Below are 17554 nucleotides of genomic sequence, written 5' to 3'. Positions count from 1 at the left end.
GATTATTAGAATATGTTTTAAACACTGATAGCCTAATCTTTAATTTTCAATAACCAATCTTCAAACCTAATTCTCAATCGCCGAAAACACTTCCAGCAAAATATTCCATTTGTGGCTGGCATTATCCACTTCCCAGATTCGCGCGTAATTGTAATCGCTTACAATATTGCCTTTTTTAATGCGTGCCCGGCCATAGCTATAAGCCAGATCATTACTTGTTGAACGGCCGGCACTAATTGTTTCGGCAGTTATAGTGATGGCTTCGTTGCCCAAAAACTTCAGTATTTTATCAGTACCCGTCATTGGTTCAAATCCGGGGAAATAGTAACGCCCTTCAGGACTCAAGTATTCTTTATATGCTGCTAATGTAGATATGGGTAAAGAATTATTAAAATACTTATCGGTAAGCAATATGATATTTTTACCGCCAAAAGGGTCTTTATTTAGCGTTACTTTTTTTGTAGCATCGGGCTCTTTAAAATCTGCAGGGGTTTCTTGTTCGGCTTCGGGATGCTGTATGCCCAGATCAATTAATAATTTAAGTTTGTTTTCAGCATCTGCACGCCATATAGAAACATAATCACCATATACCTTATCATCATCAGTTTTACCATTTTGATAAATATAAGGGCCGGCTGTAAAAGCCAAATCGCCGTTAAAAGATATACGGGCAAATTTAGGCTGCCATTGTAAGGTGCCCGGCTGTTTTTCAATGTTACTATAAAAATCAGTGATTTTGATGGGCCTTGGTTTAAATACAATACCTTCCGGATCGGTTACAGCTAAAAAACCTTCTTTTATGCCTTTACGGGCAACTAATTTATTAAAACTATCTTCGGCCTCAACAACTTTACTAACCTGGGCAGGACCACCCTGCGCTACAGCTATTGCAGCATAACTAATAAAGGCAATAACAGCCAGTAATTTTTTTTTCATTTGTAATAGATTTTTTGGTCGATTTTTAATTAAACCGGACATGAGCCCGGCTGCATCTGCTTTTATGATTAACGTTATTTAATGAATTAAATTTTACTCCAGTGAGTGCCTTCTTTACCATCTTTTAGTTGAAAGCCAATTTTTTGTAATCCATCCCTTATTTTATCTGATGTAGCATAATCCTGGTTGCCTTTGGCTTCGTTACGTAAGGTAACAATCAGGTTTAATATTTTAGGCAGGTCATCATTAGCGGCTTGTTCATTCTTTAATCCTAAAACATCAAACACAAAAATGTTCATCATGTTTTTTATAAGTTGCAGGTTGGTTGCATCTATTTTCATTTTGCCATCATGCACAGAATTAATAATTCGCGAAGCTTCAAATAATTCGGCAATTAAAACCGGGCTGTTAAAGTCATCATTCATAGCCGCATAGCAGCGTTGTTGTAAAGGCGCTATGTCTACATCTGTACTGCTGGATGTTTTTAAGGTATCCAGCAAAGTAACCGCATTCATTAAGCGTTTAAATCCTCTTTCTGATGCCTCCATGGCTTCGTTGCCAAAGTCTAACGTACTACGATAATGCGCTTGCAGCATGAAAAACTTCACGGTCATGGGGCTGTATCCCTTGTCTAATATAGAATGCTGGCCGGTAAAAAGCTCATGGGGTAAAAAACTATTACCTAATGATTTTGACATTTTTTGTCCGTTTACCGTCAACATATTGGTATGTATCCAGTAGGTAGCCGGGTTTTTACCGCAGCAAGCCACGTTTTGTGCTATTTCATTAGTATGATGTGTAGGCATTAAGTCTATACCACCACCATGAATATCAAATTGCTCGCCCAAATATTTATGGCTCATAGCCGAACACTCTAAATGCCACCCCGGAAAGCCAACGCCCCAGGGCGAGGGCCACTTCATTAAATGTTCAGGCTTGGCTTTTATCCACAATGCAAAGTCAAGCGGACCGTGTTTATCACCCTGACCGCCTAAGATACGGGTGTTAACTAGTAGGTCTTCCAGTTTACGGCCATTTAGAATCCCATAATCCTGGGTCTTATTATATTTTTCAACGTCGAAATAAATCGAGCCATCCACCTCATAAGCATATCCTTTTTCCAGTATTATTTTTACCAGTTCTATCTGCTCAATTATATGCCCTGTAGCTGTAGGCTCAATGCTTGGCGGCAGCGTGTTAAATATTTGCAGCACATCATGAAAACCAACGGTATATTGCTGTACAATTTCCATTGGCTCAAGTTGGGCTATTTTGGCTTTTTTTGATATTTTATCTTCGCCCATATCACCGCCATCCCCTTCTAAGTGCCCTGCATCGGTAATATTGCGCACGTAACGCACCTTGTAACCAATATGGTTAAGGTAACGAAACATTAAATCGAATGAAATATAGGTGCGGCAATTGCCCAGGTGAACATCACTATAAACGGTAGGGCCGCACACGTACATGCCTACATGGGGCGCGTTAAGCGGTTTAAATTCTTCTTTTTTGCGGGCTAAAGTATTGTAAACAAACAAATTTTGTTTCATGGTCGCAAACTTACGATTTTTTCAATTTGAAGCATGGTTAAGACCCGCTAAATATAGTTAGATTGATGAAGATTACTTTAATATTAAATCCGCGCAAACCGGGTAATGGTCTGATAATTTTTTTTCGGTGATGGTATAGCTTGCCACATCAAATTGCGGGGCCACCATAATATAATCTATCTGGTAATTAGGGAAATCGCCATTATAGGTACGCCCCAAACCAAAACCCTTTTCGCGAAAGGCATTTTTTAATCCTTTAGCCATCTGGTTAACCGCGTATGATGATGGTGTGTCATTAAAATCGCCGGATATGATATAAGGATAAGGGCATTGTTGTGCATGCTCTCTTATTTTTGCTACCTGCTCGCTGCGCTTTAAAAAAGCACGTTTTAATTTGCCGCCTAAACGCATTGTTGATGTCATATCGGGTTTGCCGCTTTTTGATATGGTATCCAGATACCGGTAATCTTTAGGGCCAAATTGTATAGATTGCAGATGAACACTATATATCCTGAAAGGGTGGTCATTCTTTTTTATATCAATAAAAACACATTGGTTATCATTGTTTTTTTCGTCAGATAATTGAATAAACCCTTTCCCTATAATAGCAAGCCTTGAAAATATGGCCATACCCATATGCTCATCCGCGTTGCCATGCAATTCTACAAAATAATAGCTGCTGACACCCATTATCTTTTTTACAGAATCGGCCATGTCATACTCCCCGCGGTTGCGTGTATAAAACTCTTGTATGCCAATAATATCCGGGTTGTTTGCAGAAATAATTTCCAGTATTTCGTGTTTGGTAGATATATCTTTTGTGGAACTATATTTTTTAAAATTATGCACGTTATAGGTCATCAAACGGATATTGTTACCATCAGGAGAGATATTATTATTGCCGGCATGGAAACCTATATTATTCTTTAATACATTAATGCCGCAAAGTATTACCAGCACAGACAGCAGGCCGAACCAGGGCCTGCGAAATAACCAATACACTATCATGAGCACATTGGTTAGTAATAATGGCGGATACGCCAATCCAAAAAAAGCGATGAGCCAGAATTGTTTAGGATCAGTTATCGGGGCAAGGTAGCTAATAAGCAATGCTAAACATAAACCACCATTTATCCATAAAAACAGCTTATCAATAAATGGTAGTTTTTTTATTGCCTTCATTTTTTGCTGGCGCGAAATAATATGTCTTTTTCCTGCTTGCTCAGGTTATCGTATCCCGTTTTTGAAATTTTATCTAATATTTGATCAACCTCGTCTTGTCGCGGCTCGTTTGTAGCGCTTCTATCCCTGTTGGTTGATGCTACTTTAAGCTTCGATCTTGATTTAAACAAACCGGCTATGAAACCTATCATATCGCGGCCTTTTTGTAATTGTTTAACGTATATAAAACCAAATAACGCACCGCCAATGTGGGCTATTTCGCCACCGGCATTAGGGCCCATTATTCCTAAAAAACTAATTACTATATAAACTATAACCAGCCATTTTAACCTTACCGGGCCAATAAACATTAATGATATGGTATAATTGGGCGCAATAGTAGCGGCACCAACAATTATAGCCACAACGCTGGCTGACGCCCCGATTGCAGTGCTTACCAGCACTGCGCCGCTTTGTGTAAACGCCGGGACAATATTATAGCTGGCAACATATAATACAGCGCCTGCTAATCCGCCTAATAAATACAAACCTAATGTACGCTTTTTACCTAAAAACTCCTCAAATATTCCACCTATCCAATAAAGCCATAGCATATTAAAAAGGATATGAAATATACCCGCATGCATAAACATATAAGTAAGCGGTGTCCAGAAACGGGTAAGTAATTTGGGCAGATAAGAAGGCAACGCCAGGTACTCATAGCTATAAGTTGCTATAATAGTAGTGCGCAGCATTAATTGTTCCAGCACGGAGGTAATGCCAATAGCCAAAAAAACTATAACATTAATGCCAATCAGCAAGTTTAATTTACTGCCGGATTGAAATGTTTTATAATATATATTTTGCCAGACCGTCATAAAATTAATTTATAAAACCGCTTAGAATTGAAAATCTTTCGGCCCTTGCAAACGCCAGGCCTTTACTAAAATAAAGCCTAATATGGCACCGCCTAAATGCGCGAAATGCGCCACGTTATCGCCACCAAACTGGCCAATACCTAATCCCAATTCAATTAAAATATATACGGGGATAATGTATTTTGCCTTAACAGGTACCGGTATAAACATAATCATTAATTCGGCATTGGGGTATATCATACCAAACGCTATCAGCAAGCCAAATATAGCACCGGATGCACCTACCATGTTACCATGATAAATATCATATAGTTTCTGGGCATGTTCGCCATATATTAAATATGACGATTCCAGTTCGGGCGATGGTATGCTTAAATGGCCGGTTATAGCATGTACCTCAAATGCCTGTACCATCATTTGTAATACAATAGCACCTAAACCGCAAATAAAATAAAATGCCAGGAAACGCTTAGAACCCATTATATATTCTACAACCGTTCCGAAAGAATATAAAGCGAACATATTAAAAATGATATGAGCCCATCCGCCATGTAAAAACATGTAAGTAATTAATTGAAATGGCTTAAACGATGGCGAATTAAAATAATACACCCCAAAATACTCGGCCACCGGGTCGCTGCTACCGGCAAAACCATGACTGTAGTACAGGGATGGTATAAAACATAAAATATTAATAATAAGCAGGTTTTTTGCAACCGGCGGGATATTAGCTAAAGGAGACTGCATGGGTGTTAATATAGTTCAATTTACCCGGTTATTTTTCAAACCGTTCTAATAATTCATTTAATGTAAAGGTAGTAATTACAGGCTTGCCATTTAACGCCAAATTTGGCATTTGGCATGCAAAAAGCTGGTCGGTTAGTAAGTTCATTTCTTCTGATGATAATTTAGTACCTGCTTTGATAGCCGCGTTACGCGCTAACGACCGTGCCAGGTTATCGCGCTTGTCTAATTTCAATATGGCCAGGTTATTTTTAAAGCCCTCCAGCAAATGCTCTAACAACTCGTGTTCGCCTACATTGTTTAGGTCGGCAGGTATGCCCTCAACAACCACGGTATTTTTACCAAACTCGCGTATATCAAAACCCAGCGCGCGTATATCTGGCAATAATTCTCTTAATAACTCAAAATCACTACTGTTTAGTGTGAGCGATTGCGGAAACAAACTTTGCTGACTAACACCCGAATGATTTTGCAATTGCTGTAAAAATCGTTCATACAAAATACGCTCGTGCGCCGCTTGCTGGTTTATCAGCATAAAACCCGATTTAATTTGCGACATGATAAACCGGTTATGTACCTGGAAAAATTGCCTGTCGCTTGATTTGGCAATCTCCTGCTCATTAACCGCTAAAGTTTCTTCCGCATGTATCTCCTGCTGTGTAGTAATATCTTTTTTGCTGATCTCATACAACGTATCCCAGTTTTTTGGAATAGGATTATTACGGCCGGCTCCGCTATCCCGCAAAAAAGGAATTTCACGGGCTGTTTTCCTATCAGCAAATGGATTAAAATCCGGGTTGAATGCTATAACCGGAGCAACTATTTGGTCAAAAGGTGTTGGCGTTATTAAATGCTCAATGCTATTTTCCTGGTCGAAGTCTAAACTTGGGGTAATGTTATACCTGCCCAATGAGCGTTTAACCGCCGAGCGGATAATGGCATAAATAGCCTTTTCGTCCTGATATTTTATTTCGGTTTTGGTAGGGTGTACGTTAATATCAATTTTTGATGGATCGATATCTATAAACAATACATATAAAGGGAAAGTGTCATCAGGCAATAGCTCTTCAAACGCTGTTAATACCGCGTGATTTAAATAAGGGTCCTTAATAAATCTATTATTTACAAAAAAGAATTGTTCGCCACGGGTGCGCTTGGCAAACTCCGGCTTGCCAACAAAACCACGCAGGTTAATAATGGTAGTATCCTCTTCAACCGGTACCAGGCGCTGGTTATAATTATTACCAAATAAATGTATAATACGCTGTTTTAACGTGGTTGCCGGCAAATGATAAACCTCCTGCCCGTCATGATGCAGCGTAAAAAATACTTCGGGATGCGCTAATGATATCCGCTGAAACTCGTCAATAACATGACGCATCTCTACCGGGTTGCTTTTTAAAAAGTTGCGACGCGCGGGTATATTGTAAAATAAGTTTTTAACTGCTATGGATGTGCCGGCATTGGCAGAGCAAGCCTCCTGTTTTAATACTTCTGATGCTTCAATGAAAATTTGTGTGCCCAACTCATCTTCATGTCGGCGGGTTTTCAGCTCAACCTGCGCAATTGCAGCAATTGATGCCATGGCCTCGCCCCTGAAACCCATTGTACGGATGGCAAAAAGATCCTCGGCCCGCTTAATTTTTGAGGTAGCATGGCGCTCAAAGCTCATGCGTGCATCGGTACCGCTCATGCCGCAGCCATTATCAATAACCTGTATTAATGATTTTCCGGCATCTTTAACTATCAGCTGAATTTTATCAGCACCTGCATCAATAGCATTCTCTATCAGTTCTTTTACTGCGGATGCTGGTCGTTGTACAACTTCGCCTGCAGCGATCTGGTTAGCAACGGAGTCCGGTAAAAGCTGAATTATATCTGACATTTAAAAAATTTCCCTTCAATTTCGTTTTCGATGCTAAATTAATTATTTACGGGCATAACTTTGGGCTTTTTTTGCGTGGGAGGATGTATTCGTTTTGCAAGGCGGCGAGGATTCACCCGGTCTACGCTTCGCTGGACCACCCTCTCTTCCGCCAGCGGGAAAGAGGGTTAGACAAACCAAAAAGCAACCCTCTTTCCGCCAACGGCGAAGAGAGGGTCGCACACGAAGTGCCACGGGGTGAGTCCCCGGAGCGCATTCATTACCGTTAATGCGCGACAGAAAAAATCGCCATACAGCATAACTTTATGATTTGATAGTTGTATATAGTTTTAAGTGTAATATATTTACAACAACACATTACCTGTATGAAAAAATTATGGCCCATCCTGCTGCTTTTTTTAGCCGCCTGTAAGCAAAAAGAGTTTAATGCCGATCTTTTAGTTAAAAATGCAATAGTATATACTGTTGACAGCACTTTTAGTACAGCAGATGCATTTGTTGTACTAAGCGGAAAAATTATAGCGGTTGGCAATGCTGATAAACTGGAAGAGAAATACATGGCTCACGAAGTTATTGACGCGCATGGCAAAGCTATATACCCCGGCTTTATTGATGCTCACGCTCATTTTTATGCGTATGGCATGGGCCTCCAGCAGATTAATTTAAAAGGTATTAAAAATTGGGATGAAGTTGTTGATAGCGTAAAAGCCTATGCCGAACGTAACCCCGATGGCTGGATAATAGGCAATGGGTGGGATCAAAACTTATGGCGCGGAAAGAAATTTCCGGATAAGACTAAGCTGGATGCATTGTTTCCGGTGCGGCCGGTGATATTAAACCGGGTTGATGGCCATGCGGTTATTGCTAACCAGGCCGCTTTAAATGTTGCAGGCATAAAACCCGGGCAAACCATTGCCGGGGGCGAAATTGAAACTATAAATGGAAAACTTACAGGGGTATTAGTTGATAACGCGGTAGGCATTGTTAAAAGGAAAATTCCTGATCCAACCGACCAATTGATACAAAACGCATTTTTAAGCGCGCAGCATAATTGTTTTGCCGTTGGCTTAACTACGGTTGATGATTGTGGCTTACCTTATACCATGATAAATACTATTGCCGAGCTACAGCATAAAGGCGCATTAAAAATGCGGATGTACGTAATGCTGGCAGACAGGGAGGAAAACTATGATTACCTGTTTAAACGCGGCGTTTATAAAACACCCGGCTTAGATGTACGCGCGTTTAAGGTTTATGCCGACGGTGCATTAGGTTCAAGAGGGGCTTGCCTGTTACGGCCCTATGCCGACCAAAAAAACTGGAAAGGCTTTTTGTTAAGCAGTCAAAAACATTTTGAAGAAGTGGCGAAAAAACTGGCCGACAAAGGTTTCCAAATGTGTACCCACGCCATTGGCGACTCGGCTAACCGGGTGATGCTTAAAATATACGCAGGGGTGTTAAAGGGAAAGAATGATCGCCGCTGGCGCATTGAGCATTCGCAGGTGGTATCTCCAGAAGATGTGAGCATGTTTGGCAAATACAGTATTATACCATCAGTACAGCCAACCCATGCCACATCTGATATGTATTGGGCCGGGCAGCGGTTAGGTGTAAAACGTTTAAAATCGGCCTATGCCTATAAACAATTATTACACCAAAATGGGTGGATCCCTTTAGGTACCGATTTCCCGGTTGAAAACATTAACCCTGTTTATACTTTTTATGCGGCTGTAGTACGCAAAGATCTGAAAGGGTTCCCCGCGGCGGGCTTCCAAATGGAAAATGCGCTTAACCGGGTAGAGGCATTAAAAGGCATGACCATATGGGCAGCCAAAGCCAATTTTGAGGAAAAAGAAAAGGGCAGTATTGAAGTGGGCAAATATGCTGATTTTATAATTATGGACCAGGACCTCATGAAAACAGGTGCAAGGGGTTTGCCAAAAGTTAATGTTTTAAAAACCTATATAAATGGAGAGAAGGTATATGAGAGAAAATAAGTATAACTGCTTTCTGCTGATCCTGTTAGTATTTACTTTATTAAATTCTGCATGCGCGCAAAATGCCGGCGAAGCGTATGTTAAAGAAGAAAAACTGGTTGAGCGATCGACGGTATTATTAAATAATGGCAATTACCTTATCCCGTTAAGAAACATTGGTAATTTAAAAATTGCCAGTATCCATTTCTCCAACGCATTCGCTACCGGATTTGATAGTTTGCTGAATAAATACACTAAAGTGCAATCATTTAAAATAGCTGATTACACAGGAGGAGAAAATATTGATAAGCTATCAGCCGATTTGAAATTATATAATACCCTTATTGTCCAGCTAAACGAAGCTGACCTGAACAGCCCGCAGATCATCAAATTTATTACCGATAATCAGCAAATAAAAAATGTGGTGATAGCCTATTTTGGCAATGGATCTTCGTTAGCCAAATTAAATGATGTTACCGCACCTATACTATATGCAGAACGCACATCGCAGGTTGCCGCTTATTTTTGTGCGCAGGCCATATTTGGCGGGGTGGCTATTACTCAAAAACTAACCGGTACCGTTACCCAGAAATACAGGTTTGGCATGGGCTTTTTAACAGACAAAACCCGCCTGGAATATTCTGTGCCCGAAGCTGTTGGTATCAATTCAAATAATTTGCAGGATATTGACAAGATAGCCCGCGAAGCTATGCTGGCCCATGCAACGCCCGGCTGCGTGGTTTTGGTAGCTAAAGACGGCAAGGTGATATTTAATAAAGCTTATGGCTTTCATACTTACGACCCCGATATGCCGGATAAAATAACCGACATTTTTGACATAGCGTCTATGACCAAAATAACAGCTACCACCATAACGGCCATGCAGCTTAAAGACGAAGGCAAGCTTAACATTGATTCTACCATGGGTTTTTACCTGCCACTTGCGCATAATACCAATAAAAGCGATATACAGGTGCGCGAGCTATTAACCCACCAGGCAGGATTGATACCCGATATACCAACTTTCGAAAAAATAAGACCCACAGATTATAGTCCTGATTCATCCGCAGCCTATCCGGTTAAGGTTAACAATGGCTATTATTTAAGGAAAGATTACTATAAAGATATAATGCTGCCCGCCATGCTAAATTCGCCGCTTAAAACGAGAGGCCAATACGTATACAGTGATATTAGCATGTGCTTTATGCAGCAAATTTTAGAAACCATTACCGCAACGCCGCTTAATATTTATGTGCAGCAGCAGTTTTATAACCGGTTAAGTATGCAAACCGCGGGTTTTTTGCCGCTTTACCGCTTTAAGCCAGATCAAATAGTGCCATCAGAGGATGACGAGGTTTACCGGCATTCTGTACTTGATGGTTATGTAAATGACCCTACCGCGGCTTTAATGGGTGGGGTTGCAGGGCATGCCGGTTTATTTGCCAGCGCTAATGATGTGGCTATACTATACCAAATGCTATTAAACAAAGGCACCTATGGCGGCGATCAATACTTTAAACCCGAAACGGTTGACCTGTTTACCGCCAAACAATCGGCTGTAAGCCGCAGGGGTTTAGGATTTGACAGATGGGACCCGCTACCCGACCGCCATTACCCATCAGAAATGGCATCGCCTGATAGTTACGGGCACACCGGCTATACCGGCACCTGTGTTTGGGTTGATCCTAAACATAATTTGGTGTATGTGTTTTTATCAAATCGCACCTATCCTAAAGCGAGCAGCAAATTATCCAGCCTGAGTATCAGGCCCCGCATACAGGATGTGGTTTATAAAGCTATAGAAGAGGGTTTGTAATGGCGAGGGAGATTTACTAACAAAAAAAGTGGTGCAGATTGTCTGCACCACTTTTCAAACCTTATTAATTAAAATTATTAGTTTATGATTTCAGTAACCGGCAAATACTTTTCAACTATCTTACCTTTTTCAACCGAAATAAAATAAGTCTTAAAGCTTTTGTCGATAGCTACAGACTTTACATATTTCTCGTTTTCGAACAACAGTGCCGCCGAATCGTCGCAGGCATAACCTCCGTTTAGTTTTCCTGTTATTAAGGCGTTAGTATAAAGCGGCCTGCGTGCCTGTTCTTTTAACCAATGCGGGCAATTGCTATAAGGTAAAAACCCTAGGCCCATGCAAATAGAAAGCGCTTGTGGCCTTGAATCTGTAGTACCACCCTGGAACCAGCATAGTGAACCGGCGCTGCCGCCACCTAACACAATACCTTTATTATAGGCTTTTCTTAATATAGTATCAATGCCTTGTGCTTTCCACTCGGCTATGGCGTTAAGGGTGCTGCCTCCGCCAACTATAATGGCATCCATGCTTAAAAGCACATCTTCAAAACTTTGGTTTTGACGGTATGAGCTTATGTACATTGACTGTACAAATGGCTGCATTTCCAGGTCCTCGCAGTTTTGGTACCAGGTTGCAATAGCTACCTGGCTGTCTCCGCTTGGGGTTGGCATAAAACATATTCTTGGATTCTTCTTTTTGGTAAGCGCCATTACATATTTAATAAACGGCTTTCCATAGTTACCGCCCGATGCAAATATGGTACGTACAGGCGCGTTTTGTGCATTGCCGGCAAAACCCACAGCAAGCAACAACAATATAGCTAATATTTTTTTCATGATGATTTAAATTAAAGTCAACTAAATGATTGCGTGAACTACTTTATAATTTCGGTAACCGGTAATAGCTTTTCGCTAAGTTTACCATTAACTACCGATAGAAAATAAGTGTGGTTCATGGTATCAAGCGATACTGATTTTACATACTTTCCGTTCTCGAACAAAATAGCTGCAAAATCTTCTACCGCGTAACCTGCATTTAGCTTCCCGGTTAAAATAGCATCACGATATAGCGGCCTGCGTAATTGCTCATGCTTCCAATGCGGGCTATGGCTATAAGGTAAAAGACCCAAACCTGAAGTAAGCGACAGTTTTATCGGCCTTGAATCGGTAGTTCCACCCTGGAACCAGCATAATGAGCCGGCGCTGCCGCCTGCCAATACTATACCTTTTTTGTAGGCTTTCATTAAAACGGTATCAATACCCTGGGCTTTCCAGATGGCTATCATATCAACGGTGTTACCGCCACCCATAATAATGGCATCCATGCCTAACAACTTTTGGTCAAATGTTTCCTGGTCGGGGCTTGAGTTTAAAAACACTTTCTGCACATAAGGCCTGCAAGGTAAGGTGCGGCATGAATCATACCAGGCAATAATTTTGGCGATGTTATCACCCCCGGCAGTGCCCATAAAGCAAATTTTTGGGTTCTTTTTTTTGGTTAACTTAATTACGTATTTAATGTAGGGGATGGAAAAATTTCCACCTGTGGCAAGAATAGTGGGCACATGCGTTGTTGATTCTTGCGCTTTGGCTGTAAAGAATACAGCGAGGCATAAACTAATAGTTAGGATTCGTTTCATTTTTATGTTTTAATTAATTTGAAGTTTATTGGTAGTAAATCTACAATGTCATTAAACATTTTTGCAGGCTGTCAGGCCGTGCTCATGTCAGGATTGTTATTTTGCGAATAGATACTTTTTACATAGTTTTTTAAGTGATTTAAGGTGTTTTTAATTAATTATTGATTACTTAACAATAAACATAGGGTTAAAATGGCAATTTTTAATAAAAAGCAGTCAAAAAAATTCTTTATAACAAAAAAGTTATAAATTTTTAATGTTATTCTTAAGAAAAATGAGTAAAACTATAGTTATAATTAATGCGTTTAGTGATTAATTTCTATTTAAAAAAATCGGTTCCCATTACTAAATAAACCAACTATTAAATTTACTTAAATCCGAAATTTAAAACCCGGTACCCGGTCATCAAAAATTAATATTACACCCGCTTAACACTATTTTAAATAATTGCTGTTAAACTTGTAATGAAATTTTACAAGCAAAAATCAGTATATCTTCCTTATCCTAACAGATCAAATATAATTAATGAAAATCGGAATAGTTTGTTACCCTACCTTTGGCGGTAGCGGGGTTGTAGCCACCGAGCTTGGCAAGGCCCTTGCCGATAATGGCCACCAGGTTCATTTTATAACTTATAACCAGCCGGCCCGCCTGGATTTCTTTTCAGAGAATCTTTTTTATCACGAAGTTACCGTATCTAAATACCCATTGTTTGATTACCCGCCATATGAGCTGGCCCTGGCAAGCCGTTTAGTTGACGTGGTGCGTTTTGAAAACCTGGATATTTTGCATGTGCATTACGCCATCCCGCATGCTTCGGCGGCGTTTATGGCTAAGCAAATATTAATGACCTATGGCATCTATATCCCCGTGGTAACTACTTTGCACGGCACAGATATTACGCTGGTAGGTAAAGACCGCACCTATAAGCCGGTAGTAACTTTCTCCATCAATAAATCAGACGGTGTTACGGCAGTTTCTGAAAATTTGAGGAAGGATACCTTCGAGTTTTTTGATATTGAAAACGACATCAGGGTAATACCCAACTTTATAGATCTTAAACGCTTTAACCTGCAGGCTAAAGACCACTTTAAAAAAGCCATAGCCCCAAATGGCGAAAAAGTGCTCATACATACTTCCAACTTCCGCAAGGTAAAACGTACCGAGGATGTGGTAAGGATATTTGCCAAAATACGCGAGAAGATACCATCTAAACTGTTGATGGTTGGCGATGGCGGCGAGCGCAGCGACTGTGAGCAGCTTTGCCGCGACCTGGGCGTTGGCGACGATACCCGTTTTTTAGGCAAGCAGGACGCTATTGAAGAAATACTTTCAGTATCTGATTTGTTTTTGATGCCATCACAATCAGAAAGTTTTGGGTTGGCGGCGCTGGAGGCTATGGCCTGCAAAGTGCCGGTAATAAGCTCGAACGCGGGTGGACTGCCCGAACTGAATATAGACGGCGTAACCGGTTTCCTGAAAGATGTTGGCGATATACAAGGCATGGCCGACAGTTCCATTTATATTTTGGAAGATGAGGCACGCCTGGCAACTTTTAAAGAAAATGCCCTTGCCCGCGCCAAAGAGTTCGACCTGGCTAAAATACTACCCGTGTACGAGAAATACTATGTAGAGGTGATAGCCAAAACAAGACAGCAGGCGGCAAGTTGTTCAAAGGTGTAGCGCAGCGCTACACCTGGCACAGGCATAATTTCTTTTTCGCCCCTCCCCTCAGGTTTTTACCCGATCAGTAAATAATACCACAATCGGCATAAACAATACCATTAAAGCTCATTGTTACCCTTTATCTTTGAGTAATGAAAACGAGCATCCCTATATATGACATTTGCAGCCTTACGCAAAAGCAAGAGGATGTTTTGATAGAAAGATTTGCTCCTTATTTAAAAAGCCATCGCAATTTACATTTGGCCCATAAGCATTCATTTTATCATTTGGTATTTTTTACTAAAGGTGGTGGCTCGCAAACTATAGATTTTCAACAGGTGCCGGTAAGGCCCAACCAGGTATATTTTATGATACCCGGCCAGGTACATAACTGGGCCTTTGAGGGCGATGTTGATGGATACATTATTAACTTCTCTGTTCCGTTTTTTCAATCGTTCCTGCTAAAAGCTAATTATTTAGAAGAGTTTACTTTCTTCACCGGCATTATACAGGATGCTGTTATTGATATCCCTGCAGAGCTTCAGGGTAAGGTGATTGATCTTTTCGAAGAGCTTATACGCGAAACAGAAGAACCAAAGCCGTTGGAAACGGATATGGTTAGATCTATTATGCTGCAGTTATTTATCAGTATAGCGCGTTTGAGTTTAAATAAAGCAAATAAAACCATACCATCATATAACTACACGTTGTTGCGCAGTTTTCAAAAATTGATAGAGAAGAATTATACTACTATCAAACTGCCAAAGCAATATGCCGAATTGCTTTACATTACCCCCAACCATCTCAACGCGCTTTGCAATGATGTGCTGGGTATTTCGGCCGGCGAAGTTATTCGTAACCGGATAGCATTAGAAGCAAAACGTTTGTTAATAAACAATGACCTGACCATACTGGAAATAGCTAACCAGCTCAATTTTGCAGATAACTCTTACTTTACTAAGTTCTTTAAAAAGCAAGCAAACCTTACACCAGAGGAATTCAGGAAAAGCACAAATAATCATGAACACGATATTAAATAACACCGAAATGGAAGTATCACAATTATCCGCAGCACTTCATGCTAAATGCCCTAAATGCCGCAAAGGCAATATGTTTGCCAATAGCATGTACGGTTTATCGTCACAAAAAATGAACACGCATTGTCCGCATTGCGGCTTTACTTTCGAGATTGAACCGGGTTATTTTTATGTAGCCATGTTTGTAAGCTACGCCTTTAATATTGCCGAAATGGTGAGTTTGGCCGTAGCTATATATATATTAACAGGCAGCCATAATCCATGGGTATATGTAGGGGCCTTGCTGGGGATATCGGTTATACTTTCGCCATTTAATTTCAGGTACTCAAGGGTGGTACTGTTATACTGGTTAACCCCGGGTATTCATTACGATCCGAATAGGGCGAGGGATGATTATAAGAGGTTATAAGGCTAACAGAGCCACGGTTTGATCTTCATCCTCCATATAAATGAAAGAGGCGAATTGCAATTCGTGCAATTCGCCTCAATTCGAAAAATTCGTGTTAAATTATTACTTATCACTCAACATAATCGGATTTCCCTTACCACCTCCAATTATAATAACCTTGGCATTGGGTGACAGGGCAATTTCCTTTTGAGCTTTAATGGTTTCGTATTGCAGTTGTTTATCAGATAAACCGGTTGATAGTATCTTCTGGTAATCAGCTATACCTTGTGCTTCTACACGTTTACGGTCGGCTTCCTGGCGTTCTTTTTGCAAAACGAATTGCATTTTCTGCGCATCCTGTTCGGCCTGTATTTTTGATTCTATGCTGGCGCGTACAGTTGCCGGCAGCGTGATATTACGTACCAGTATTTGCTGCACCTCTAAACCATTTTTAGCAAAGTTATCGCTAATGGTTTTGTTTATTTTAAATTGAAACTCTTGTCTTTTAGTAGAATACAGATCAACCGCCGCATAACTAACCGCGTTATCACGTATAGCGGTGCGTGTAACCGGGCGAACAATCTTATCTACATAATCATTGCCGATATTTTGCAGAATAAAAGGCGCTTTTATCGGGTTAACTTTATATAACACCGATAGATCAATAGTAACCTCTAACCCATCTGATGACAATACACGGATAGCATCATCACCCTCTACAGGGCCCTCATTGCTTTTGGCGCTCATGGTATAGTTTTCTGTTTGGACGCTAAACGTAGTTACTTCTACCAAAGGGTTAATAACGTGTAATCCGCTTTCCAGTATATTATCTTCTACTTTACCAAACAGGGCTTGTACGCCAACTTTGCCGGGCTCAATAACTTTAAACGAGGAGGTCATCAGCCCTAAAACCAGGATAACAATACCAACAATTGTAACTGTACCACCAAAACGGTTCCCCGGTTCGGGCGAGCGTTTAAGCACTGTACCCACAACAAGTACAATGACGCCTAAGATTAAAATGAGCATATATTTTTTGAGTTAAGGTTTAAGCGTATTGCGTATTTCTTTCAGCAGCTTTAATTTTAGTACTACAAAAATTGCCCCGGCAAACACTGCTGCTAAAATAAAATCGTAGCGTTTGTTGGTAATCCCTGTCCATGCCAGTACAAGGCATAAAATAATGCATAAATTATAAAAAGTACTTAGCGCTATTTTTTTGCCCATAACCTAATAAACAACTATATCCGGATCAATCTCTGCTGCCCAGGCCAATATACCGCCTTTAAGATTAGCTAAGTTGGTGTAACCCAATTGCTCTAACTGCATAATAGCTGCCGCGCTGCGTTTGCCGCTGCGGCACATTACTACTACGGGCTTATCCTTGCTTATTTTATCTGCTTCAATAATAATGCCGCCTAAGGGTATTAATATGCCGCCAATGTTTGATGTTTCATACTCAAAATCTTCCCTAACGTCAATCAGTTGGAAATCTTCGCCACTATCCAATTTTTCTTTAAGTTCCTGTACGGTTATCTCTTGCATTTTATTTAATAATTTAATATATCAAATGTAGTTTTTTTCTATATCAATATAGGCTTAATTACCTTAAATCTACACGGCAAACCCACACTTTTACTTATTTAAGACTTTATGCAGAGCTGTCTAACCGGCAAGTGATAAGAAAACCATATTTTCGGCCCTGATAAAGCGTATTTCGTCACGTTAGTTCATTTAACTAAAAACATTCTCTTATTTTGTAACAATCGTTACCTAAGTGCGTTTCATATATGTTTATCAATATTATAGTATAATTAATGGAAAAAGTTACCCGTTTTTTTTGGTTCTGTTCGGGCGCCCACATTGATACCTTAAAGAA

The 17554-nt window shown here is 40.3% G+C and carries 16 protein-coding genes; 5 read left to right on the top strand and 11 right to left on the bottom strand.

What is annotated here, in order from left to right; genetic code table 11:
- Positions 1-66 precede the first annotated feature (66 nt).
- The 6 genes from JWP71_RS12970 to mutL form a co-directional block, all read right to left on the bottom strand.
- The gene (locus JWP71_RS12970) at positions 67-936 is read right to left on the bottom strand and encodes a hypothetical protein (protein WP_299500680.1); all 870 of its coding nucleotides are present in this window, start codon (positions 934-936) and stop codon (positions 67-69) included.
- Between the two features lie 86 nt (positions 937-1022).
- On the bottom strand, positions 1023-2486 hold the full coding sequence (gene cysS / locus JWP71_RS12965; RefSeq protein ID WP_299500678.1) for a cysteine--tRNA ligase: 1464 nt from the start codon (positions 2484-2486) through the stop codon (positions 1023-1025).
- Between the two features lie 72 nt (positions 2487-2558).
- On the bottom strand, positions 2559-3668 hold the full coding sequence (locus JWP71_RS12960) for an endonuclease/exonuclease/phosphatase family protein (protein ID WP_299500676.1): 1110 nt from the start codon (positions 3666-3668) through the stop codon (positions 2559-2561).
- Positions 3665-4525 (bottom strand): rhomboid family intramembrane serine protease, encoded by an 861-nt coding sequence (locus tag JWP71_RS12955; protein ID WP_299500674.1) that lies wholly within the window; start codon positions 4523-4525, stop codon positions 3665-3667. Before JWP71_RS12955 ends, JWP71_RS12960 begins: the two co-directional genes overlap by 4 nt.
- 21 nt (positions 4526-4546) lie before the next feature.
- Entirely contained in the window at positions 4547-5272 is a 726-nt protein-coding gene (locus JWP71_RS12950; RefSeq protein ID WP_299500672.1) for a rhomboid family intramembrane serine protease, read from the bottom strand.
- Positions 5273-5300: 28 nt separating this feature from the next.
- On the bottom strand, positions 5301-7154 hold the full coding sequence (gene mutL / locus JWP71_RS12945; protein ID WP_299500670.1) for a DNA mismatch repair endonuclease MutL: 1854 nt from the start codon (positions 7152-7154) through the stop codon (positions 5301-5303).
- 365 nt (positions 7155-7519) lie between these two features.
- Between mutL and JWP71_RS12940 the strand changes: the two genes are divergently transcribed.
- Both JWP71_RS12940 and JWP71_RS12935 read left to right on the top strand, forming a co-directional pair.
- The gene (locus JWP71_RS12940) at positions 7520-9151 is read left to right on the top strand and encodes an amidohydrolase (RefSeq protein WP_299500668.1); all 1632 of its coding nucleotides are present in this window, start codon (positions 7520-7522) and stop codon (positions 9149-9151) included.
- Positions 9138-10946 (top strand): serine hydrolase, encoded by a 1809-nt coding sequence (locus tag JWP71_RS12935; RefSeq protein WP_299500666.1) that lies wholly within the window; start codon positions 9138-9140, stop codon positions 10944-10946. The genes JWP71_RS12940 and JWP71_RS12935 overlap by 14 nt, the downstream gene beginning before the upstream one ends.
- Before the next feature lie 77 nt (positions 10947-11023).
- On the opposite strand, the gene JWP71_RS12930 is transcribed toward JWP71_RS12935, so the two are convergent.
- Both JWP71_RS12930 and JWP71_RS12925 read right to left on the bottom strand, forming a co-directional pair.
- On the bottom strand, positions 11024-11782 hold the full coding sequence (locus JWP71_RS12930; protein ID WP_299500664.1) for a peptidase E: 759 nt from the start codon (positions 11780-11782) through the stop codon (positions 11024-11026).
- 38 nt (positions 11783-11820) lie between these two features.
- On the bottom strand, positions 11821-12585 hold the full coding sequence (locus JWP71_RS12925) for a Type 1 glutamine amidotransferase-like domain-containing protein (RefSeq protein ID WP_299500662.1): 765 nt from the start codon (positions 12583-12585) through the stop codon (positions 11821-11823).
- A 525-nt stretch (positions 12586-13110) separates the two neighbouring features.
- Here JWP71_RS12925 and bshA point away from each other — a divergent pair.
- The 3 genes from bshA to JWP71_RS12910 all read left to right on the top strand — a co-directional run bounded on the left by bshA (position 13111) and on the right by JWP71_RS12910 (position 15696).
- On the top strand, positions 13111-14268 hold the full coding sequence (bshA, locus tag JWP71_RS12920; RefSeq protein WP_299500660.1) for an N-acetyl-alpha-D-glucosaminyl L-malate synthase BshA: 1158 nt from the start codon (positions 13111-13113) through the stop codon (positions 14266-14268).
- A gap of 134 nt (positions 14269-14402) precedes the next feature.
- The gene (locus tag JWP71_RS12915) at positions 14403-15290 is read left to right on the top strand and encodes a helix-turn-helix transcriptional regulator (protein ID WP_299500658.1); all 888 of its coding nucleotides are present in this window, start codon (positions 14403-14405) and stop codon (positions 15288-15290) included.
- The gene (locus JWP71_RS12910) at positions 15271-15696 is read left to right on the top strand and encodes a DUF983 domain-containing protein (protein ID WP_299500656.1); all 426 of its coding nucleotides are present in this window, start codon (positions 15271-15273) and stop codon (positions 15694-15696) included. The genes JWP71_RS12915 and JWP71_RS12910 overlap by 20 nt, the downstream gene beginning before the upstream one ends.
- A gap of 102 nt (positions 15697-15798) precedes the next feature.
- On the opposite strand, the gene JWP71_RS12905 is transcribed toward JWP71_RS12910, so the two are convergent.
- The 3 genes from JWP71_RS12905 to JWP71_RS12895 are packed head-to-tail and all read right to left on the bottom strand — an operon-like array spanning position 15799 to position 17220.
- Positions 15799-16704 (bottom strand): prohibitin family protein, encoded by a 906-nt coding sequence (locus tag JWP71_RS12905; RefSeq protein ID WP_299500654.1) that lies wholly within the window; start codon positions 16702-16704, stop codon positions 15799-15801.
- Positions 16705-16716: 12 nt separating this feature from the next.
- A complete protein-coding gene (locus tag JWP71_RS12900; RefSeq protein WP_299500652.1) occupies positions 16717-16902 on the bottom strand; it encodes a DUF6358 family protein in 186 nt (61 codons plus the stop codon).
- A gap of 3 nt (positions 16903-16905) precedes the next feature.
- Positions 16906-17220 carry a rhodanese-like domain-containing protein gene (locus JWP71_RS12895; protein WP_299500650.1) on the bottom strand — a complete coding sequence of 105 codons (315 nt, stop codon included), beginning with the start codon at positions 17218-17220 and terminating at the stop codon, positions 16906-16908.
- Positions 17221-17554: the final 334 nt, after the last annotated feature.

Source organism: Mucilaginibacter sp. (assembly GCF_028287845.1).
Classification (GTDB): domain Bacteria; phylum Bacteroidota; class Bacteroidia; order Sphingobacteriales; family Sphingobacteriaceae; genus Mucilaginibacter.
This window is presented reverse-complemented; position numbering and strand designations above follow the sequence as displayed.